Consider the following 19,034-nt stretch of genomic DNA (forward strand, 5'->3'; position numbering starts at 1 on the left):
CCCAGTGCATGCCGGTAGGATCGACCATCGTGACCAAGGCCGATATGAACAAGCAGCCCAGCGAGGTCGCGTCCATGTTCGACGGCGTCGCCCAGCACTACGACCGCACGAACGACGTGCTCTCCGCGGGCAACGCCGTCCTGTGGCGCGTCGCGACCGTGAAGGCCATCGGCGCGGGCCCGGCCGACAAGGTCCTCGACATCGCCGCCGGCACCGGGACGAGCTCCGTCGCCATCGCGCGCCGCGGGGCCGAGGTGATCGCGCTCGACTTCTCGCACGGCATGGTCGAGGTCGGTCGCCAGCGCCACCCCGAGATCGAGTTCGTCGAGGGCGACGCCGAGTCGCTGCCCTTCGACGACGACACCTTCGACGCCGTCACCATCTCGTTCGGCCTCCGCAACGTCAACCGGCCGAAGGTCGCGCTCGCCGAGATGCACCGCGTGCTCAAGCCCGGCGGCCGCCTCGTCGTGTGCGAGTTCTCCACGCCGCCGTTCGGCCTGCTCCGCGCGGCGTACCACGCGTACCTCCGCGTCGGGCTGCCCCTGATCTCCAAGGTCACCAGCAGCAACAGCCCCGCGTACTCGTACCTCGCCGAGTCGATCGAGAAATGGCCCGAGCAGCAGGTGCTCAGCCAGTGGCTGCGCGGCGCCGGCTTCACCCGGGTGGCGCACCGGAACCTGAGCGCGGGCATCGTGGCCCTGCACCGGGGTCGCAAGCCCTCCTCGACGCCCTCGCGCGCCTCCTCGTCCTCGACGGCGAAGTAACCGACCCACGCCGGTCCTCCCGACCAGACGACAAGGTGACCCCATGAACCCGAGCGTGCCGCTGACCCGCAACTCCCTGAGCGCGAGCCTGGGCCTCGGCGAGAAGCTCTTCGCCTCGCCCGCCGAGCGCCGCTTCGTCGCGGCCGTCGACGACGGCCTCGAGCTGGTCGAGGCCGGCCTGCTGCGCGAGATCGCCTTCGCCGACGAGATCGCCGACGCGACGACCCGGTACCTGCTCGCCGCCGGCGGCAAGCGCGTGCGGCCGACGCTGACGCTGCTCATCGCCCAGCTCGGCGAGGGGGCGACCCCCGGCATCGTCGCCTCGGCGCAGGCGACCGAGATCACCCACCTGGCATCGCTGTACCACGACGACGTCATGGACGAGGCGCAGATGCGCCGGGGCGTGCCGAGCGCGCAGACGGTCTGGGGCAACAACGTCGCCATCCTCAGCGGCGACCTGCTCTTCGCCCGCGCCAGCACGATCGTCTCGGGCCTCGGCCAGGAGGCGATCCTGCTGCAGGCCGAGACGTTCGAGCGCCTCTGCCTCGGCCAGCTGCACGAGACGATCGGGCCCAAGGCCGACGACGACCCGATCGCGCACTACATCGACGTCCTGGCCGACAAGACCGGCTCGCTCATCTCGACGGCCGCCCGCGCCGGCGTGATGTTCTCCGGCGCTCCCCGCGAGTACCTCGAGCCCGTCGCGACGTTCGGCGAGAAGATCGGCATCGCGTTCCAGCTGATCGACGACGTCATCGACCTCTCCGACCCCGCCGACCACACCGGCAAGGCCGCCGGCACCGACCTCCGGGCCGGCGTCGTCACCCTGCCGCTCCTGTACCTCCGCAAGGAGGCGCAGACCGACATGGAGGCCGCGGCCCTGCTCGGCCTCATCGAGCGCGTCGTCGAGGTCACCCAGGCCGACGACGACGAGGCGCCCCGCGTCGACGAGGAGGCGTTCGCCGACATCGTGCGCCAGCTCCGCGAGCACGAGGTCACCGAGCGCACCCGGCTCGAGGCGCACCGCTGGGCCAACGAGGCCCTCGAGGCGCTGGCGCCCCTGCCGTCCGGGCCGGTCAAGAAGGCACTGACCCGGTTCGCCGACCGGGTGGTCGAGCGCTCCGCCTGACCGGCACCGCGCCTCCCGGGGCCTCGGCTCCGAACCACGACAGCACCACCACGACCTGCGGTGCCCCGCACCGACCACCGGCCGGCACCCCCGCGCCACCCACCAGAGGGAGAACCCCCGTGACCACCTTGCGTCTGGCCATCGTCGGCGCCGGCCCCGCCGGCATCTACGCCGCCGACATCCTGCTCAAGGCCGAGAAGGCCTTCGACGTGTCGATCGACCTCTTCGAGCAGCTGCCCGCGCCCTACGGCCTCGTCCGCTACGGCGTCGCCCCCGACCACCCGCGCATCAAGGGCATCGTCAACGCGCTGCGCGACGTGCTCGACAGCGGCGACATCCGCGTCTTCGGCAACGTCCGCTACGGCGTCGACATCACCCTCGATGACCTGAAGGCGCACTACAACGCCGTGATCTTCTCGACCGGCGCCATCAAGGACGCCGACCTCGACGTGCCCGGCATCGACCTCGAGGGCAGCTACGGCGCCGCCGACTTCGTGAGCTGGTTCGACGGCCACCCCGACTTCCCGCGCACGTGGCCGCTCGACGCGCAGTCGGTCGCCGTGGTGGGCGTCGGCAACGTCGCGCTCGACGTGTCGCGCATCCTCGCGAAGCACGCCGACGACCTGCTGCCGACCGAGATCCCCGACAACGTCTACGAGGGGCTCAAGCAGTCGTCGATCACCGACGTGCACGTCTTCGGGCGCCGCGGGCCCGCGCAGGTGAAGTTCACCCCGCTCGAGCTCCGTGAGCTCGGCGAGGTGCGCGACGTCGACATGATCGTCCATGACGAGGACTTCGACCACGACGAGGCGTCGAAGACCGCCATCGCGACGAACAAGCAGGTCTTCGTCATCGACAAGGTGCTCAACCAGTGGCGCCAGCGCGAGGTCGGCACGGCGTCGCGCCGCCTGCACCTGCACTTCTACGCCAAGCCCGTCGAGGTCGTCGGCGACGAGCAGGGCCGTGTGGCCGCCTTCCGGTACGAGCGCACCCGGCCCGACGGCCAGGGCGGCGTCGAGGGCACCGGCGAGATCCGCGACGTGCCCGTGCAGGCGATCTACCGCGCCGTCGGCTACTTCGGCTCGCCGCTCGACGGCATCCCGTTCGACGAGCGTCGCGGCGTGATCCCGAACCACGAGGGCCAGGTGATGGACGACGAGAACCAGATCGTCCCCGGCGTCTACGCCACCGGCTGGATCAAGCGCGGGCCGGTCGGCCTCATCGGGCACACGAAGTCCGACGCGATGGAGACCGTCGCGCACGTCATCAACGACCAGGCGAGCTGGTGGCAGCCCGCCGACCCGTCGGAGGACGCGATGCCGGCCCTGCTCGCGCAGCGCGGCGTGGCCTACACCGACCTCGAGGGCTGGCACCGCCTCGACGAGCACGAGCAGGCGCTCGGGTCGGCGCACGAGCACGAGCGGGCTCGCGTCAAGGTCGTCGAGCGCGACGAGATGGTGCGCGTCTCGCGGGCCGTGGAGTCCGCCGACGCGTAGGCGACCCGCCCTGTCGACCTCGACGCGCCTCCGGCGTCCTCCCCTCGCGGGGCGGGCCGGGGGCGCGTCGTCGTGGTGGGGGAGGCGCGTGGCGGCCGCCGCGGTCGACGTCCCGACCGCGGCGGGCCGTGACCGCCCGTCGCCGCTAAGCTGGCCGGCATGGCAGACAGCTCCTTCGACGTGGTCAGCAAGGTCGACAAGATGGAGGCGGACAACGCCCTCCACCAGGCACAGAAGGAGATCGAGCAGCGCTACGACTTCAAGAACGTCGGCGCCTCGGTCGACTGGAGCGGTGAGAAGCTCCTGCTCAAGGCCTCGACGGAGGAGCGCGTCAAGGCCGTGCTCGACGTCCTCGAGTCGAAGTTCATCAAGCGCAGCATCAGCCTCAAGCACCTCGACGTGGGCGAGCCCTTCGCGAGCGGCAAGGAGTACCGCATCGAGGCCGCCCTCAAGGAGGGCATCGAGCAGGAGCACGCGAAGAAGATCGGCAAGATCATCCGCGACGAGGCCCCCAAGAGCGTCAAGAGCCAGATCCAGGGCGACGAGCTGCGCGTCACGTCGAAGAGCCGTGACGACCTCCAGGCCACGATGGCGCTGCTGAAGAAGGCTGACCTCGACGTCGACCTGCAGTTCGTCAACTTCCGCTAGCCCTCCGTGACCGAGCCCGCGTGGCTGCCCGCCACCATCGCGGTGCTCGGTGTCGTCTTCGACATCGCCATCCGCGTCTTCGCGATCGTCTACGTGCCGATCAACCGTCGGCCCACGACCGCGACGGCCTGGCTGCTCGCGATCTTCCTCATCCCGTACGTAGGGTTCCTGCTCTTCCTGCTCTTCGGGAGCACGAAGCTGCCGCGCCGTCGACGCGAGAAGCAGCAGGAGATCAACACCTACATCGTCGAGACGACCGAGGGCATGGAGCGCGTCACCCGCGACCACCCCTGGCCCCTCTGGCTCGACTCGGTGATCGCGCTGAACCGCACGCTCGGCGCCATGCCCCTCGTGGGCGGCAACACGGCCGAGCTGCACTCCGACTACGCGAGGTCGATGGAGGCGATGGTCGAGGCCGTCGACGGAGCCCACCGCTGGGTGCACGCCGAGTTCTACATCACCAGCCTCGACGCGACGACGGAGCCGTTCTTCGTCGCCCTCGAGAACGCCCGGCGCCGTGGCGTCACGGTGCGGGTGCTGATGGACCACATCGCGAGCCGGGGCTACCCCGGCTACCGGCGGACGCGTCGCCGCCTCACGCGCATGGGCGTCGAGTGGCAGCTCATGCTGCCGGTCCAGCCGCTGCGGGGGCGCTACCAGCGGCCCGACCTGCGCAACCACCGCAAGCTGCTGGTGATCGACGGGCAGGTCGCCTTCACCGGCTCGCAGAACATGATCGAGCGGGGCTACCAGCGGCGCGGCAACCACCGGCGCGGGCTGCAGTGGAAGGACTTCATGGTCCGCTTCGAGGGGCCGATCGTCGCGGGCGTCAACGCGCTCTTCGTCACGGACTGGTACTCGGAGACCGACGAGCTGCTGCTCCGCGAGGCCGACCCCGTGGTCGTCGCCGACGACGCGCCGACGGTCGACTGCCAGGTCGTGCCCAGCGGGCCGGGCTTCGACGGCGAGAACAACCTGCGGCTCTTCAACACGCTCCTCTACAACGCGCAGGAGCGCATCATCATCACGAGCCCGTACTTCGTGCCCGACGAGTCGATGCTCTACGCGGTCACGACCGCGGCGCAGCGGGGCATCGAGGTGCAGCTCTTCGTCAGCGAGATCGGTGACCAGGCCGTCGTCTACCACGCGCAGCGGTCGTACTACGAGGCGCTGCTGCGGGCCGGCGTGCGCATCTTCCTGTACCGGTCGCCCACGGTGCTGCACGCGAAGCACCTCACCGTCGACGACGAGGTGGCCGTCATCGGCTCGAGCAACATGGACATGCGGTCGTTCAGCCTCAACCTCGAGATCTCGGTCATGATCCGCGGCCGGAGCTTCGTGCGGCAGCTGCGCGAGGTCGAGCAGTCGTACCGCGACGCCAGCCGCGAGCTGCTGCTCGACGAGTGGCTCGTCCGCCCCTTCCGCTCGAAGGTGCTCGACAACGTCGCCCGGCTCACCTCCGCGGTGCAGTAGCCGGGCGCCGGCGGCTGCCCGCCTCCGCCCGCCCCGCGCCTCCGCCGGCCCCGCGCCTCCGCCGGCCCCGCGCCTCCGCCCGCCCCGCGCCTCCGTCCGCCCCGCGCCTCCGGCTCGTCCGCCCCGCGCCTCCGCCCTGCCCCTCCTGCGGCCCGTCTCACCTCCCATGGTTCGTAATTTGAGAGTGATCGGCGGTCCAGGGCGCTCAGAGGCCAGTCATCGAAGGAGTCGCACCTCGGGTCTCTCTCCCTTTGCGATGCCGAGGGTCCACATGGCCGACTCGACCGTCGCGAGGGCACAGCCCCAGTCGAACTGGATCTCGGGGTAGGGCAGTTCGACAGCGGTGTACCCCAGCTGCACGAGGTGAGCGATGCGTCGGCGGTCGGCGTTGAACTTGCTCGATCCGGCGTGGTGCTCGACGCTCACGCACTCGACGACCAGACGGTCGCCGACGAGGAGGTCAGCCCGGATCCCAGGCGCGAGGACGGGTTGGACCAGCGTGGGGATGCCCGCCTCGAGGAGGCGCACCCGAGTGATCGACTCCGTCCCGGCCTCGGACCGGTGGTCGGCGAGGTCGAGCACCCCCTGGAGTCGCCGGGGAAGGCGTCGACGCAGTTCTTCGAGTGCTGCGTGCTCTCGAAGGAGACCGACGTGCTGGAGGGAGTCGAGGACGGCGACGGCCTCCCAGGCAGGCAAGAGGCGGACGGTCTGCGCGACGGCGGTGACCCGCGAGACCACGGCGCGTTCGGCGATGGGATCGAGCTGCTCGCGGTCGCGGACGACGACCACCGTGGGGTCGTGTCGGCGTAGTCGCCGACCCGCGTCGTCCGGGTCGCGGAGGCGATGGTCGTTCGCTCGCGCACTGACGAACAGCGGCGCGCCGTGCGGTTGCCAGGCGCCGGACTGAGCGACGGCCGAAGGCCCGGCGAGCGGTCCGCCGACGCGAGCCGCCCTGATCACGGGCACAGGCAGCTCAGGGTCGCCGTAGAGGCCGTGACGGATGCGGAGGACCTCGCCAGCGCGCCAGGCGGCATCGATCTCGCCCTGCGACAGTCCGTGTCGGAGCAGATCGGCACGGGTGACGAGACCGGCGTGGGCGATGAGAGCAGAGCTGATCCTGGGGTCCATCGGGGTGAGCCTCGTGGCGTTCGCCGTCCTGATCGCGCCCCAATCGTCCGTCGGGGGAGAGTCGGCTGGTTCGTCAGAATGAGGAGGGCGCCTGCATGGGTCGGTTGTGGAGACCCCGACAGCCGCGCTCGGAGAAGCCTTCTCGGACGTCCGCTCCGTAGAACGAGAGTGATCCGCGCACACCCATCGCAGGCATCGGCCTTCCACGACCTCACCGGGCCGATCACGCTCAAATTTGAGAACGTGGCGCCCGGGGGTGGCTGGTGGTGAGTGCGAGGCGGAGCGGCGAGCTGGCCACGGAGGGGGGCGGGGGAGGCGGGGTGGTCGTGAGGGGGCTCCGGAGGCTGTATATTTGTCTGGCGCCTCCGGTCGGTGAACACATGGGCCGGGCGTGCATGGCAAGTTACCCAAGTGGCCAAAGGGATCTGACTGTAAATCAGCCGGCGTAGCCTTCGGGGGTTCGAATCCCTCACTTGCCACCCCCGCTCGACGTGATCACCCACGTCGGCACCACGGAACGGACTCGAGACCTCGGGTCCGTTCCGTCGTTCCGGGCACGTCCCGGGCCGGGTCCGGCACCGACCGACGGAGCACCATGACCGACCAGCCCGCGACCCCGCTCGCCGACGCCACCGCCGCCGCCGCGACCACGCCCGCCGCCCTCCTCGACGTCGCCCGCACGGTCGCCGTCGAGGCGGCGGCGCTCGCGGCCCGCCGCCGCTCCGAGGGCGTCGCCGTCGCCGCGACGAAGAGCAGCCTCGTCGACGTCGTCACCCACACCGACCGCGAGGTCGAGGAGCACCTCCGTGCCCGTCTGGCCGAGCTGCGCCCCGGCGACGGCTTCCTCGGCGAGGAGGGCGCCGAGCACGGCTCGACGACGGGCCTCACCTGGGTCGTCGACCCCATCGACGGCACCGTCAACTTCCTCTACGGCATCCCGCAGTGGGCCGTCAGCGTCGCCGTCGTCGAGGGCGACCCGGTGCCGGGCGCCTGGCGGGCGCTCGCCGGCTGCGTCGTGAACCCGCTGTCGGGCGAGACCTGGACGGCGTCCCGAGGGGGAGGCGCGTGGCTGGGCGACCAGCGCCTCCGTCCGTCCTCCCCGGCCACGCTGGCGGAGTCGCTCGTGGCGACGGGCTTCTCGTACGAGGCCGAGCGCCGCGTCGAGCAGGTCGCGGCCGTCGGGCGGCTGATCGGGAAGGTGCGCGACATCCGGCGCCAGGGGGCCGCCTCGCTCGACCTCTGCGCGGTCGCGACCGGACGGCTCGACGCCTACGTCGAGCGCGGGCTCAAGCCGTGGGACCACGCCGCGGGAGCCCTCGTCGCCGAGGAGGCGGGCGCCGTCGTCCGGGCCTCGGACGATTCCGCCGAGGGCGGACGCCTGACCTCCGCCGCCGCTCCGAGCATCGCCGACGAGCTCTGGCGGGCGGTGGCCGAGGCCCGGATCTGAGCCGATCGGGCGGGGTCGACGGCCCTGTTCCTCGGCGACGGGACACCGCATCTGACATGCCACGGTGGCCGTGACCCCCTGACTCGGGTAGCCATCCGTGGCCTGAGCGGCTACCCTTGACTGGTTCGTTACTTTTCCGTGACCTGAGTCACCGGTGTAGCGGCCGAGAAGAAGAGGGTGCATCCGCCTCTCCGTCCCGACGACCCCGAGGACCATCACGACGTGTCGAACCCCCAGACCTTCGCCGAGCACGACCGCGACGAGACTCCGTCGCCCCGAGCCGACGATGCTCTGACGACACCGACCGCCGAGGCCGCCTCGCCCGTCTTCCTCACCCGCCGCGAAGCCCGCGAGGCCGAGCGCCGCGCCGCAGCAGCAGCAGCAGCTCCCCGTGCCGTCGCCGCCCCCGAGGCCGCAGCCACCCTGGCCGCGGAGCCCGTGGTCGTCGAGACCGCGGTCCCGACCATCGCGGCCCCCGAGGTCGCCACGGCGCAGGCCCTGCCGACCCGCGCCTCCCTGCGTGCCGCCGAGGCCGCCTCCCGTCGCGGCCGCACCGCTCCCCAGCGTCCCGCGACCTCGCCCCGCACGGCGTCCGCCGCGCGCCCCGCCGCGGCCGCGCGTCCCGCCGCCGGCCCTCGCCGCACCCGGTCCGCGAGCCCCGTCGTCGCGACCACCGCCTCCGCCCGGTCGACCCCGGCGGCCCGCACGGCTCCCTCCGCGTTCCAGCGCACCTCGAAGCGCGTGACCGTCGTCGGCGCCATGATGTTCGCCGGCGCGATGCTCGTGGCGACCTCGGTGCCCGCCAACGCCTTCTTCGTCGACACCCCCGAGGCCACCGTCGCCAAGAAGAGCGCCGCGGCCGCGCAGAGCTTCGTCGCCGGCGGAGCGACCGACGACGACGTGAGCCGCGACGGCTACTCGGTCACCGAGATGAAGGTCGCCTCCGAGTACGCCTCCACCAGCTCGAGCACGTTCTCGAACGACATGGCCGGCACCGTCCAGTGGCCCTTCCAGACCGGCGTGCCGATCAGCAGCGGCTTCGGTGCCCGTCAGGTCTCGAACTGCAGCTTCTGCTCCACCTTCCACGAGGGCCTCGACTTCGTGCCCGGCGCGGGCTCGCCCATCCAGGCCATCGCCGACGGCACCGTCAGCGTCGTCACCGGCCCGTCGGGCGCCTTCGGCAACCACGTCGAGATCGAGCACGTCATCGACGGCCAGAAGGTCACGTCGACCTACTCGCACATGCAGACCGGCTCGGTCGAGGTGAAGGTGGGCGACACGGTCACCGTCGGGCAGCTCGTCGGCAAGGTCGGCAGCACCGGCAACAGCACCGGCGCGCACCTGCACTTCGAGATCCACCTCGCCGGCGTCCCCGTCGACCCGTACCCGTGGCTCCAGGCCAACACGAACTGACGCACCTCGTGCACGACGAAGCCCCCCGACACCGGCCGGGGGGCTTCGTCGTCGGCGGGCGGCGTCAGTCGGTGACGCCCTCCGCCCGCAGCCAGACGGCGGCGTTGGCGGGCAGCGCCGGGCCGTCGAGCGCCATCGTCGAGAGCAGCACGTCGGCGACGGGCAGCTCGACCGGCACCTCGCCGGTGTTCGCGAGCACCACGACGTCGCCGCTGCGGAAGGCCACCACGTCGTCCGACCAGCCGCTCAGCCACTCGAGACGCCCCGAGCCGAGCTCGTGCTCCGAGCGGAGGGCCAGGGCCGAGCGGTAGAGCTCGAGGGTCGACCCGGGCACCCCGCGCTGCTCGTCGCGCGCGTAGGTGCTCCAGTCGTCGGGCTGCGGCAGCCAGGAGGCGCCGGTCTCGCTGAACCCGAAGGCGGGCGACCCCGACTCCCAGGGCAGCGGAACACGGCAGCCGTCGCGGCCGTAGCGCTCGCCGTCCGTGCGGAACCACGTCGGGTCCTGACGCGCCTCGTCGGGCAGGTCCACCGCCTCCGGCAGCCCCAGCTCCTCGCCTTGGTAGAGGTAGGCGCTCCCGGGGAGGGCGAGCATGACGGCCGTCGCGGCACGGGCCCGTGCCAGGCCGAGCTCGGGGATCGGCAGGCCGGGGCTGCGCGGGCCGATGCCGTGACCCTGCGGGTTCTCGGCGGTGAGGGCGAGCCGGCTCGCGTGGCGCACGACGTCGTGGTTGCTCAGCACCCAGGTGCTCGGGGCTCCGACGCTCGCGAAGACCTCGATCGACGCGTCCACCACGCGGCGGATCTCGGCGGCCGACCAGCCCGTCTCGAGGTACGCGAAGTTGAAGGCCTGGTGCATCTCGTCGGGGCGCACCCAGTTCGCCAGCTTCGAGAGCGGCTCGACCCAGGCCTCGGCGACGAGCACGCGGTCGCCCTCGTACTCGTCGAGCACGCGACGCCACTCGCGCCAGATCTCGTGCACGCCGTCCTGGCCCCAGTAGGGCGGGGTGCGGTCCTCGCCGAGGCCGCCGCCCATGCTGCCCGCGTCGGCGGGCGGGGTGTAGTCGGGCAGGCCCTCGGCCTTGACCAGGCCGTGGGCGACGTCGACCCGGAACCCGTCGACGCCGCGGTCGAGCCAGAAGCGGAGCACGTCGAGGAAGGCGGAGCGCACCCACGGGTTCGTCCAGTCGAGGTCGGGCTGCGACGAGTCGAAGAGGTGCAGGTACCACTGGCCGGGGCTGCCGTCGGCCTCGGTGACCCGGCTCCACGCCGGGCCGCCGAAGATCGACTCCCAGTTGTTCGGCGGCAGCTCGCCCGCGGCCCCGCGGCCCTCGCGGAACATGTAGCGGGCACGCTCGGGCGACCCGGGCGACGCCGCCAGGGCCTCGCGGAACCACACGTGGGCCGACGACGAGTGGTTGGGCACGAGGTCGACGATGAGGCGCAGGCCGAGCTCGGTCGCGCGGGCACGGAGGGCGTCGAAGTCGGCCAGCGTGCCGAAGAGCGGGTCGACGTCGGTGTAGTCGGCGACGTCGTAGCCGGCGTCGGCCTGGGGCGAGGTGTAGAAGGGCGACAGCCAGACAGCGTCGACGCCGAGCTCGACGAGCGCGTCGAGCCGGGCCGTGATGCCGGGCAGGTCGCCGACGCCGTCGCCGTCGCCGTCGGCGAAGGAGCGCGGGTAGACCTGGTAGATGACGGCGGTGCGCCACCACTCGAGGTCGTCGGCGGACGTGGCGAGGCCTTCCGTCTCGGGATCGGCGGGTGCCTGGACGTCGGTCTCGGAGGGGGAGTCGAGCGTGTCGCCCGTGGTCTCGGTAGAGGACATGCGCCCACGATACGGCAGGCTCGGAGGCCCCCATCCAGTACCGTTGACCACACCTCACGACCCCGAACGGAGCGCTCCTGGACGCCTCGACCACCCCCGTCGCCGACGCCGTGTTCCCCGACGGCGACGGCTTCCCACTCGCCCTCGGCACCAACGTGTTCGGCTGGACGGTCGGGGCCCCCACCGCGCTCGAGGTGCTCGACGTCTTCGCGGGCGACGGCGGGCGCCTGATCGACACGGCCGACGTCTACTCGGCCTGGCTGCCCGGCAACTCCGGCGGCGAGTCGGAGGCCATCATCGGCCGCTGGCTGGCGCGCCCCGGCAACCGCGAGAAGGTCGTCATCAGCACCAAGTGCGGCCAGCACCCCGACGCTCCCGGGCTCGGCCGGGCGAGCATCCGCCGGGCCGTCGAGGCGTCGCTCCTCCGGCTGCGCACGGACCACATCGACCTCTACGCGACGCACTTCGACGACGACGAGACCCCCCTCGAGGAGACCGTCGGGGCGCTCAGCGAGCTCGTCGACGAGGGCAAGATCCGCTGGCCCGCCGCCTCGAACTACACCGGCGCCCGGCTGCGCCAGGCGCTCGCCATCGCCGACCGCGACGGGCTCCACCCGTTCGCCGCCGTCCAGGCCGCCTACAACCTCGTCCGCCGCGGCGACTACGAGTCGGACGTCGCCCCGATCGTCGACCACTTCGGCCTGGCCGTCCTGCCGCACTCGTCGCTCGCGAGCGGGTTCCTCACCGGCAAGTACCGCGGCGACGCCGGCCGCGGCGACTCGCCCCGGGGCGGCCGGGCGATGAGCTACGTCACCCCGCAGAACCAGGGCACCGTCGAGGTGCTCGTCGAGATCGCCGAGCGCCAGGGCGTCCAGCCCGGAGCCGTGGCCATCGCGTGGCTCGCCAGCCGCCAGAACGTCATCGGCGCGCTCGCCAGCGCCCGCACGGTGATCCAGCTGGAGGGCCTGCTCGAGTCCGCCGACGTCGAGCTCACGGCCGACGACCTCGCGAGCCTCGAGCTCGTCTCCACCCCGCTCGACTAGCGGGCGGGGCCCAGCGCGACCACGGCCCTGCGGTCGCTGTCCCAGCGGCGCATCGCGGCCAGCCGGGTCGTCGAGGAGTCGCGGGCGGGGTCGCCGCCGACCCGCGCCTCCTCGAGGGTCGCCGCCTCGCGTGCTGACGCAGCGTCGGCCAGCGCCTCCAGCGCGGTCGCCACCCCGGCCGGGGTGAGGCGTCGGGCCAGGGCGACGTGCGGCGTCCACGCGTCGGGCCGGGTGTGCTCGACGGTCTCGTCGCTGCCCCGGCCGCGCCCCACCAGGTCGTGGACGGCGCGGTGCAGCCCGAGGAGGCGGTCGGTCGGCACGACGGACCGCACCAGGACGAGCCCCCGCCGCCCGGTGCCGAAGACAAGGGGAGCGCCCAGCTCGACGGGCAACGGGAGGGTCGCGGCCGCCAGCTCGCGGAGCGCGGCGTCGGCCTCGTCGTCGAGGGCGGGCCGGGCGAGCAGCGTCACGTGGGGGGCATTGGTCTCGCCCGTGTGCTCGCCGAGCGACGGCAGTCCCGCCGCGGAGAGCATGGCCCACTCGGCGCGCACGGCGTCGTCGGCGGCGGGATCGAGCAGGACCTCGAGGCTGTGCATGACCCGATCCTGGCCTCGACCGCCGACACCCGGACGGTGTCGTCACGGTGTGCACGAGAGCTCCCGTGTTCTGCTAAAGTCGTCAGGTGCCGATCGGCAGCAGCTCGTCTGCGGCCCGGTCTCACGCCCCGATAGCTCAGTGGTAGAGCACTTCCATGGTAAGGAAGGGGTCGTCAGTTCAAACCTGACTCGGGGCTCCAGCTGGTCACGCCCACCGTGGCGACAGCTTGCGGCGGGGTAGCTCAGTTGGTTAGAGCACACGGCTCATAATCGTGGTGTCGCGGGTTCGAGTCCCGCCCTCGCTACCGCAGTTCTTCTCGAGAGGTCATCCTCCGCCGCCCCACCTCGGCGGCGTCACCTCGACACCGTCTCCTCGACACCGTCTCCTCGTGTCGGCAGGTGCCGCGAGCTCCGTCCGCCCTCTGAACAGCCGCGCCTCCGACGGCAAGCCCTGCGCCCGCCCGGGCCGACGCTCGGGGCCCCGGGCATACCATGACGCATGCCCGTGAGCATCCGAAGCATCGGAACAGCCCTGCCCCCGACCGTCATCGACCAGCCCCACATCCGCGACGTCTTCCGGTCGCAGCCCGGCCTCGGCAGGCTCGCTCCGCGGCTCATCGGGGCCGTCTTCGACGGTGCCGCCATCGACACCCGGCACACCGTCATCGCCGAGCTCGGCGCCGAGCCCGCCGGCGCGGGCGGGGCGCCCGACGCGGCCCCGCTCTCGGCTGACGGCGGTCCCGACGACGACGCCGCGACTCCCACGTTCTACGACCGGGCCGAGGGCCGCATCCTCCGCCCGACGACGGGGACGCGCAACGACGTCTACGTGGCCGAGAGCCCCGACCTCTTCGCCCGGGCCGCCGAGGAGGCGCTGGCCGGCGCCGCGGGGATCACCGCGGCCGACGTCACCCACGTCGTGACCGTCTCGTGCACCGGCTTCTTCGCGCCCGGGCCCGACTACCTGCTGGTGCGCCGCCTCGGCCTGCCGGCGACGACGCGGCGGCTGCACATCGGCTTCATGGGCTGCTACGGAGCGTTCCCGGCCCTGCGGTCGGCCCGCGACACCTGCCTGGCCGACCCGGACGCCGTCGTCCTCGTCGTCTGCGCCGAGCTCTGCACCCTCCACCTCCGCAGCAGCGACGACCCCGACGCGATCATCGCCTCCTCCGTCTTCGCCGACGGCGCGGCGGCCGCGGTCGTGACGGCGCGCCCGGCTCCGGCCGGCGAGACGGTGCTCGACCTCGACGTGCTCGAGACGGTGCTGACCCCGGTGGGGGAGGACGACATGGCCTGGAGCATCGGCGACCAGGGCTTCGACATGGTGCTCAGCAGCTACGTGCCGCACATCGTCGAGGAGAACATCGACGACGCGCTCGTGCCGTTGCTCGCCGCGGAGGGCGTCGGCGTCGGCGACGTGACGCGCTGGGCGGTGCACCCGGGCGGGCGGAGCATCCTCGACCGCGTGCAGCAGCGGCTCGGCCTCAGCGACCCGCAGATGGCGCCGTCGCGCGAGGTGCTGCGCACGCGGGGCAACATGTCGAGCGCGACGGTGCTGTTCATCCTGCGCGAGCACCTGGTGCCCGACGCCGTGCCCGTCGCCGCTGCCGTCGACGTGGGCCTCGCCGGGGGCGCTGCCGCTCCGACCGGCGCTGCGGACGTCGCGCCTGCCCGGGAACGCGTCTGCGCCATGGCGTTCGGCCCCGGCCTCACCGTCGAGACGAGCCTGCTCACGCGTCGGGTCGCGGCGTGACGTCGCTCCTGCCCGACCTGCGCGGGCGGGCGGAGCACCTCGCCGAGCTGATGGACGACCCCGACTGCGACCCCGCGGCCCTGCGGCGCACCTACGCGGTCTTCCCGCTCGTCAACGGGCTCGTGGCCGGCTGGCGGCGGGCCTGGACGGAGCGCCTCCGGCCCCTCGTGGCCTCGGCCGGCGCCCCGACCACCCTCCTCGACCTCGGCTCGGGCGGCGGTGACCTCGCGAGGGCGCTGGCGCGGTGGGCCGAGCGTGACGGGCTCGCGCTGCACGTCACGGCGGTCGACCCCGACGAGCGGGCCCACGACTTCGCGTCGGCCCGGCCCCGACGCGGGGTCGACTACCGACGGGCCTCGAGCGCCGACCTGGTGGCGGCGGGCGAGACCTTCGACGTCGTCGTGTCGAACCACGTCCTGCACCACCTCGACGACGCCGCCCGCACGGCCGTCCTCTCCGACAGCGAGCGGCTGGCCCGGCGGCTCGCCCTGCACAGCGACATCCGACGCTCGCGGGCGGCCTACGCCGCCTACGCGGTCGGGACCCTGCCGCTGGCGGGGTCGTCGTTCGTCCGGGTCGACGGCCTCCGCTCGATCCGCCGCAGCTGGCGCGTCGACGAGCTCCGCGCCGTGGCGCCGCCGCGGTGGCGCGTGCTGGCCCGGCCGCCGATGCGGGTCTGGCTGACCTGGGAGCCGCTCCGCGCCTCCTCGGAGCCGGGGGGAGTCGCGGGTCGGGCGGCCGCGGAGGTCGCCTCGTGATCACGCACGACGTCGTGGTCGTCGGCGGCGGGCCCGTCGGGGTGCACGCCGCGGCCCTCTTCGCGCACCTCGGCCTCGACGTCGCCGTCTGGGAGCGCCGCACCGACGAGCCGCAGCTCTCGCGCGCGATCGGCGTCCACCCGCCGTCGCTCGACGCCCTGGCCGCCGTCGGCGCCGCCGAGGAGCTCGTGGAGTCGGCCGTGCGCATCCGCCGCGGCGTCGCCCGGAGCGCCGGCCGCACGCTCGGCACCGTCGACTTCGACCGCCGGCCGGGAGCGCGCTGGCCCTTCGTCGCCGCCGTGCCCCAGCACCGCACCGAGGCCGTGCTGCGCGCCCGTCTCGAGGCGCTGGCCCCCGGGGCGCTGCGCCGGGGCGTGAGCCTCACCGGCCTCGTCGAGGAGGGCGAACGGGTCGTGCTGACCGGCGAGGGCCCGTCGGGGCCGGTCGAGCTCGCCGCGCGCTTCGTCGTCGCCGCGGACGGCTCGCGGAGCGGCGTCCGTGACCTGCTGCACGTCGACGCGCCCGTCCGCCGCTACCGCGACCGCTTCGTGATGGGCGACTTCGCCGACGAGACCGGTGACGGTGCCGACGCCGTCGTGAACGTCGAGGGCGACGGCGTGGTCGAGTCGTTCCCGTTGCCGGGCGGCGTGCGCCGCTTCGTGGTGTCGCTGCCCGAGGGCGGGCCCGCCGGCCCCGACGTCGACGAGGTCGCCGGCCTCGTCCGGCGCCGCACGGGCCTCCGCGTCGACGCCGCCTCGTCGACCATGCTGAGCGCGTTCTCGGTGCAGCGGCGGCTGGCCGCGCGCACCGCGGTCGGGCGCGTCCTGCTGATCGGCGACGCCGCCCACGAGATCAGCCCCATCGGCGGGCAGGGCATGAACCTCGGCTGGCTCGACGCCGTGGCCTGGGCCCCCGTGCTCTCGCGGGCGCTCCGGACCGCGGGCGGTCGTCGACACGACCCGGGCGCGTTCGGCGCCGTCGAGGCGTCCCGGCGACGCGCCGCCCTCCGGGCCGCCCGCCAGGCCGAGCTCAACATGTCGCTCGGCCGACCGGCGGGCCCCGCCGCCCTGGCCGTGCGTCGCGCGGGCCTGACGGTCGCCCTCCGGTCGCCGGCCTCGCGCCTCCTCGCCGACACCTACGCGATGCGCTTCGCCTGATCGGTCACAGGCGCCCGTCCGGCGCCGAGGCCGGGCCGGGGCCGGGGCCGTGGCCGTGCCGGGTCGGGGGCCGGAGCTGCGGCGCGGCTCAGGCGACGATCGCCGCGCCGCTCAGGGCGAGCTGCCCGACGAGCACGAGGGCGGCCACGATGATCAGCCGGAAGAGCAGGCGCGTGTCGCCGCCCCGCACGACGACGACCGTGCCCGCGGCGGCGATGCCGAGCACGACGACGAAGCCGAGCACGGCCACGACGGGGCCGGCGGCCGTGGCCCCGCTGCCGAGCTGGCCCGCGAGGGTGAGGCAGGCCGCGACCGCGAGGGCGGCGAAGGCGACCACCCCGGCGGGCAGGCGGCCGAGGCGGTGCGGCAGGCCCGCCACCCCGGTGGCCGCGTCGTCGCCGAGGTCGGGCAGCACGTTGGTGAAGTGGATGGCGACGCCGAAGACGGCCCCGACCCCGAGGGCCCAGGCCGCGGGAGGCGCGGGAGGCGTGAGCGCGAGGGTCACCACCGCGGGCAGCAGCCCGAAGCTCACCACGAACGGGACGACGGAGGCGGCGGTGCGCTTCAGCCCGAGGTTGTAGGCCCAGCCGGAGGCGACGAGCACGAGGTGGGCGAGGCCCGCGGGCACCGAGAGGAGGAACGGGGCGGCGACGCCGACGACGAGTGACGCGACCGCGGCCGCGCCGACCACGCCGGGGGAGACCTGGCCCAGGGCGAGGGGCTTGTCGGCCCGGCCGACGCTGCGGTCACGGTCGAGGTCGACGAGGTCGTTCGAGAGCCCGATCGAGACCTGGCCCGCCAGCACGGCGACGGTGACCACGACGAGCGGCCCTGCCTCGAGCGAGACGGCCAGGCCGAGCACGAGGCTGAGGAGCGTGACGGTCGCCGTGGGGCCGGGGTGGGTGCTGCGCACCAGCGCGGAGACTGTCGACATCGGACCCAGCCTGGCAGAGGTCGGGCCGGTCGGCCCGACGGGTGGGGCCGGGGAGCCCGACGGGCGGAACGGGGGTGACCCCTGGCCCCACGGGCCCGGGGTCACCCGGTGGGGATCAGGCCCCGCGACCGGTCTTCTGCTGCAGGCGGTCGATGTTCTCGCTGGCCTCGGCCTTCGTCATGTCGGCCGGGAGCTCCTCGCCGGCCTCGCGGGCCAGCGTGTCGAGGTAGCTCGCCTGCGGGCCGGTGATGGGCTCGTCGCCGGTGACCCACTGCTCAGGGTCCTTCGAGGCGGTGTTGGAGGAGTCGGGGCGCTCGCCGCCCAGGGTGGCGCCGGCGGGCGGGGTGCCCTGCGACTGGTCGGAGCCCTCGGCGGGGCCGGGGGCAGCGTTCTCGTCGGCCTCGGGGGCCGCGGGATCGACGGGCGTGATGTCGGGATCGATGTTGGCGTCGCTCATGGGGAGAACGTACGCCGCCCCTCCGACAAAAGCCCCGCTCCCTCCTGGGACGAAAGGCCTCCGCCCTCCCTGGACGAAGGGCCTCCGCCCTCCCCGGACGACGGCCCTGGCTAGACTCGACGGGTGCCAGTGAACCCCGAGCTCCGAGGGCGGGTCTTCCCGCCGACCGCCCCGTACCTCGTCGGCCGTGAGAAGGTGCGCGAGTTCGCGCGCGCCACCGCGTCCACGAGCCCGCTCTCGCTCGACGTCGAGGCGGCCCGCGCCGCCGGCCACGCCGACCTCGTCGCCCCGCCCACCTTCCCCGTCGTCGTGCAGGAGGCCACGCTCGCGCAGCTGCTGGCCGAGCCGGGCGCCGGCATCGACTTCTCCCGCGTGGTGCACGGCGAGCAGCGCTTCAGCTACTCGCGACCGGTCGTCGCCGGCGACGAGCTCACGGCCACCCTCACGGTGACCGGCGTCAAGACCCTCGGCGGCAACGCGATGGTCACGGCGTCGTCCGCCATGGTCGACCAGACCGGCGCGCACGTCGTGACCGCCGTCTCCACCCTCGTGGTCCGGGGGGACGACGCGTGAGCGCCCTGCAGGTCGGCCTCGTGGTCGCCGAGAAGTCCTACGCGGTCTCCCGCGACTCCCTCGTCCGCTACGCCGGCGCCTCCGGCGACTTCAACCCCATCCACTACCGCGACGACGTCGCGGAGTCGGTCGGCCTGCCGGGCGTGCTCGCCCACGGCATGCTGACGATGGGCACCGCCGTGCAGCCCGTCGTGGAGTGGCTCGACGGTGCGGGCGACGACGCCGGCGTGCTGGGCTGGGTCAGCGACTACCAGGTGCGCTTCACGCGACCCGTCGTCGTCGACCCCGCCGACGGAGCAGAGATCACCGTCACGGCCACGGTCGGCGCGCTGGACGCCGAGGCCGGCACCGCGCGCATCGACCTCCGGGTGTCGTCCGCGGGCCAGACCGTGCTCGGCAAGGCCCAGGTCGTGGTGACGCTGGCGTGACCTCCCTCGCCGACC

General features: G+C 73.5%; 19 protein-coding genes, 3 tRNA genes and 1 pseudogene. 17 read left to right on the plus strand and 6 right to left on the minus strand.

What is annotated here, in order from left to right:
• Positions 1–29: 29 nt before the first annotated feature.
• The 5 genes from ubiE to cls all read left to right on the plus strand — a co-directional run bounded on the left by ubiE (position 30) and on the right by cls (position 5,510).
• On the plus strand, positions 30–764 hold the full coding sequence (gene ubiE, locus F1C15_RS13360; protein ID WP_056052980.1) for a bifunctional demethylmenaquinone methyltransferase/2-methoxy-6-polyprenyl-1,4-benzoquinol methylase UbiE: 735 nt from the start codon (positions 30–32) through the stop codon (positions 762–764).
• 43 nt (positions 765–807) lie between these two features.
• The gene (locus F1C15_RS13365) at positions 808–1,893 is read left to right on the plus strand and encodes a polyprenyl synthetase family protein (RefSeq protein ID WP_056052981.1); all 1,086 of its coding nucleotides are present in this window, start codon (positions 808–810) and stop codon (positions 1,891–1,893) included.
• A 119-nt stretch (positions 1,894–2,012) separates the two neighbouring features.
• Entirely contained in the window at positions 2,013–3,389 is a 1,377-nt protein-coding gene (locus F1C15_RS13370) for an FAD-dependent oxidoreductase (RefSeq protein WP_056052984.1), read from the plus strand.
• A gap of 159 nt (positions 3,390–3,548) precedes the next feature.
• Positions 3,549–4,037, plus strand: a complete 489-nt coding sequence (locus F1C15_RS13375) for a YajQ family cyclic di-GMP-binding protein (protein WP_056052987.1) — start codon at positions 3,549–3,551, stop codon at positions 4,035–4,037.
• Between the two features lie 6 nt (positions 4,038–4,043).
• Positions 4,044–5,510: a cardiolipin synthase gene (gene cls, locus F1C15_RS13380; RefSeq protein ID WP_235491142.1), complete on the plus strand. Its 1,467-nt coding sequence runs from the start codon at positions 4,044–4,046 to the stop codon at positions 5,508–5,510.
• Between the two features lie 216 nt (positions 5,511–5,726).
• Here cls and F1C15_RS16245 read toward each other — a convergent pair whose 3' ends face one another.
• Positions 5,727–6,092: a hypothetical protein gene (locus tag F1C15_RS16245; RefSeq protein ID WP_255465277.1), complete on the minus strand. Its 366-nt coding sequence runs from the start codon at positions 6,090–6,092 to the stop codon at positions 5,727–5,729.
• Between F1C15_RS16245 and F1C15_RS16250 the strand changes: the two genes are divergently transcribed.
• Positions 6,072–6,320 (plus strand): hypothetical protein, encoded by a 249-nt coding sequence (locus tag F1C15_RS16250; protein ID WP_255465278.1) that lies wholly within the window; start codon positions 6,072–6,074, stop codon positions 6,318–6,320. The genes F1C15_RS16245 and F1C15_RS16250 overlap by 21 nt on opposite strands.
• 231 nt (positions 6,321–6,551) lie before the next feature.
• Here F1C15_RS16250 and F1C15_RS16370 read toward each other — a convergent pair.
• Positions 6,552–6,638, minus strand: a pseudogene (locus F1C15_RS16370) (hypothetical protein); the annotation flags it as partial.
• Positions 6,639–7,035: 397 nt separating this feature from the next.
• Between F1C15_RS16370 and F1C15_RS13390 the strand changes: the two are divergent.
• From F1C15_RS13390 to F1C15_RS13400, 3 genes are all read left to right on the plus strand, one after another.
• Positions 7,036–7,117, plus strand: a tRNA-Tyr gene (locus F1C15_RS13390).
• Positions 7,118–7,233: 116 nt separating this feature from the next.
• Positions 7,234–8,085: an inositol monophosphatase family protein gene (locus tag F1C15_RS13395; protein WP_185231764.1), complete on the plus strand. Its 852-nt coding sequence runs from the start codon at positions 7,234–7,236 to the stop codon at positions 8,083–8,085.
• A gap of 222 nt (positions 8,086–8,307) precedes the next feature.
• Positions 8,308–9,498, plus strand: a complete 1,191-nt coding sequence (locus tag F1C15_RS13400) for a M23 family metallopeptidase (RefSeq protein ID WP_185231766.1) — start codon at positions 8,308–8,310, stop codon at positions 9,496–9,498.
• 64 nt (positions 9,499–9,562) lie between these two features.
• On the opposite strand, the gene F1C15_RS13405 is transcribed toward F1C15_RS13400, so the two are convergent.
• Positions 9,563–11,320, minus strand: coding sequence for a glycoside hydrolase family 13 protein (locus F1C15_RS13405; protein ID WP_082514251.1), 1,758 nt, complete (start codon positions 11,318–11,320; stop codon positions 9,563–9,565).
• Positions 11,321–11,430: 110 nt separating this feature from the next.
• Between F1C15_RS13405 and F1C15_RS13410 the strand changes: the two genes are divergently transcribed.
• Positions 11,431–12,363 carry an aldo/keto reductase gene (locus tag F1C15_RS13410; protein WP_185231768.1) on the plus strand — a complete coding sequence of 311 codons (933 nt, stop codon included), beginning with the start codon at positions 11,431–11,433 and terminating at the stop codon, positions 12,361–12,363.
• Here the strand turns inward: F1C15_RS13410 and F1C15_RS13415 are convergent.
• Entirely contained in the window at positions 12,360–12,959 is a 600-nt protein-coding gene (locus F1C15_RS13415; RefSeq protein WP_185231770.1) for a 2'-5' RNA ligase family protein, read from the minus strand. The two genes, F1C15_RS13410 and F1C15_RS13415, sit on opposite strands and share 4 nt — an antisense overlap.
• Positions 12,960–13,084: 125 nt before the next feature.
• Between F1C15_RS13415 and F1C15_RS13420 the strand changes: the two genes are divergently transcribed.
• The 5 genes from F1C15_RS13420 (at position 13,085) to F1C15_RS13440 (ending at position 16,627) form a co-directional block, all read left to right on the plus strand.
• Positions 13,085–13,159: transfer RNA gene (locus F1C15_RS13420), tRNA-Thr, on the plus strand.
• Positions 13,160–13,190: 31 nt separating this feature from the next.
• Positions 13,191–13,264, plus strand: a tRNA-Met gene (locus F1C15_RS13425).
• A gap of 194 nt (positions 13,265–13,458) precedes the next feature.
• Positions 13,459–14,712, plus strand: a complete 1,254-nt coding sequence (locus F1C15_RS13430; protein ID WP_185231772.1) for a type III polyketide synthase — start codon at positions 13,459–13,461, stop codon at positions 14,710–14,712.
• The gene (locus F1C15_RS13435) at positions 14,709–15,470 is read left to right on the plus strand and encodes a methyltransferase domain-containing protein (protein WP_255465282.1); all 762 of its coding nucleotides are present in this window, start codon (positions 14,709–14,711) and stop codon (positions 15,468–15,470) included. Before F1C15_RS13430 ends, F1C15_RS13435 begins: the two co-directional genes overlap by 4 nt.
• Positions 15,467–16,627, plus strand: coding sequence for an NAD(P)/FAD-dependent oxidoreductase (locus tag F1C15_RS13440; RefSeq protein WP_185231774.1), 1,161 nt, complete (start codon positions 15,467–15,469; stop codon positions 16,625–16,627). Before F1C15_RS13435 ends, F1C15_RS13440 begins: the two co-directional genes overlap by 4 nt.
• Before the next feature lie 88 nt (positions 16,628–16,715).
• Here F1C15_RS13440 and F1C15_RS13445 read toward each other — a convergent pair whose 3' ends face one another.
• Together F1C15_RS13445 and F1C15_RS16255 are read right to left on the minus strand one after the other, a co-directional pair.
• A complete protein-coding gene (locus F1C15_RS13445; protein WP_185231776.1) occupies positions 16,716–17,561 on the minus strand; it encodes a UbiA family prenyltransferase in 846 nt (281 codons plus the stop codon).
• A 115-nt stretch (positions 17,562–17,676) separates the two neighbouring features.
• Positions 17,677–17,886 carry a DUF3072 domain-containing protein gene (locus F1C15_RS16255; RefSeq protein WP_056055668.1) on the minus strand — a complete coding sequence of 70 codons (210 nt, stop codon included), beginning with the start codon at positions 17,884–17,886 and terminating at the stop codon, positions 17,677–17,679.
• Positions 17,887–18,141: 255 nt separating this feature from the next.
• On the opposite strand from F1C15_RS16255, the gene F1C15_RS13455 reads away from it, so the two are divergent.
• Positions 18,142–18,591: a MaoC family dehydratase N-terminal domain-containing protein gene (locus F1C15_RS13455; RefSeq protein WP_185231778.1), complete on the plus strand. Its 450-nt coding sequence runs from the start codon at positions 18,142–18,144 to the stop codon at positions 18,589–18,591.
• Positions 18,588–19,019, plus strand: a complete 432-nt coding sequence (locus tag F1C15_RS13460) for a MaoC/PaaZ C-terminal domain-containing protein (RefSeq protein WP_185231780.1) — start codon at positions 18,588–18,590, stop codon at positions 19,017–19,019. The genes F1C15_RS13455 and F1C15_RS13460 overlap by 4 nt, the downstream gene beginning before the upstream one ends.
• Positions 19,020–19,034 lie beyond the last annotated feature (15 nt).

This window comes from Frigoribacterium sp. NBH87 (assembly GCF_014217665.1).
Classification (GTDB): domain Bacteria; phylum Actinomycetota; class Actinomycetes; order Actinomycetales; family Microbacteriaceae; genus Frigoribacterium; species Frigoribacterium endophyticum.

Bases quoted from the DNA above. Each gene is read 5' to 3' on its own strand.
- F1C15_RS13395 (WP_185231764.1), top strand. From the start codon at position 7,234: ATGACCGACCAGCCCGCGACCCCGCTCGCCGACGCCACCGCCGCCGCC.
- F1C15_RS13405 (WP_082514251.1), bottom strand. From the start codon at position 11,320: ATGTCCTCTACCGAGACCACGGGCGACACGCTCGACTCCCCCTCCGAG.
- F1C15_RS13365 (WP_056052981.1), top strand. From the start codon at position 808: ATGAACCCGAGCGTGCCGCTGACCCGCAACTCCCTGAGCGCGAGCCTG.
- F1C15_RS13375 (WP_056052987.1), top strand. From the start codon at position 3,549: ATGGCAGACAGCTCCTTCGACGTGGTCAGCAAGGTCGACAAGATGGAG.
- F1C15_RS13445 (WP_185231776.1), bottom strand. From the start codon at position 17,561: ATGTCGACAGTCTCCGCGCTGGTGCGCAGCACCCACCCCGGCCCCACG.
- F1C15_RS13430 (WP_185231772.1), top strand. From the start codon at position 13,459: ATGCCCGTGAGCATCCGAAGCATCGGAACAGCCCTGCCCCCGACCGTC.
- F1C15_RS13415 (WP_185231770.1), bottom strand. From the start codon at position 12,959: ATGCACAGCCTCGAGGTCCTGCTCGATCCCGCCGCCGACGACGCCGTG.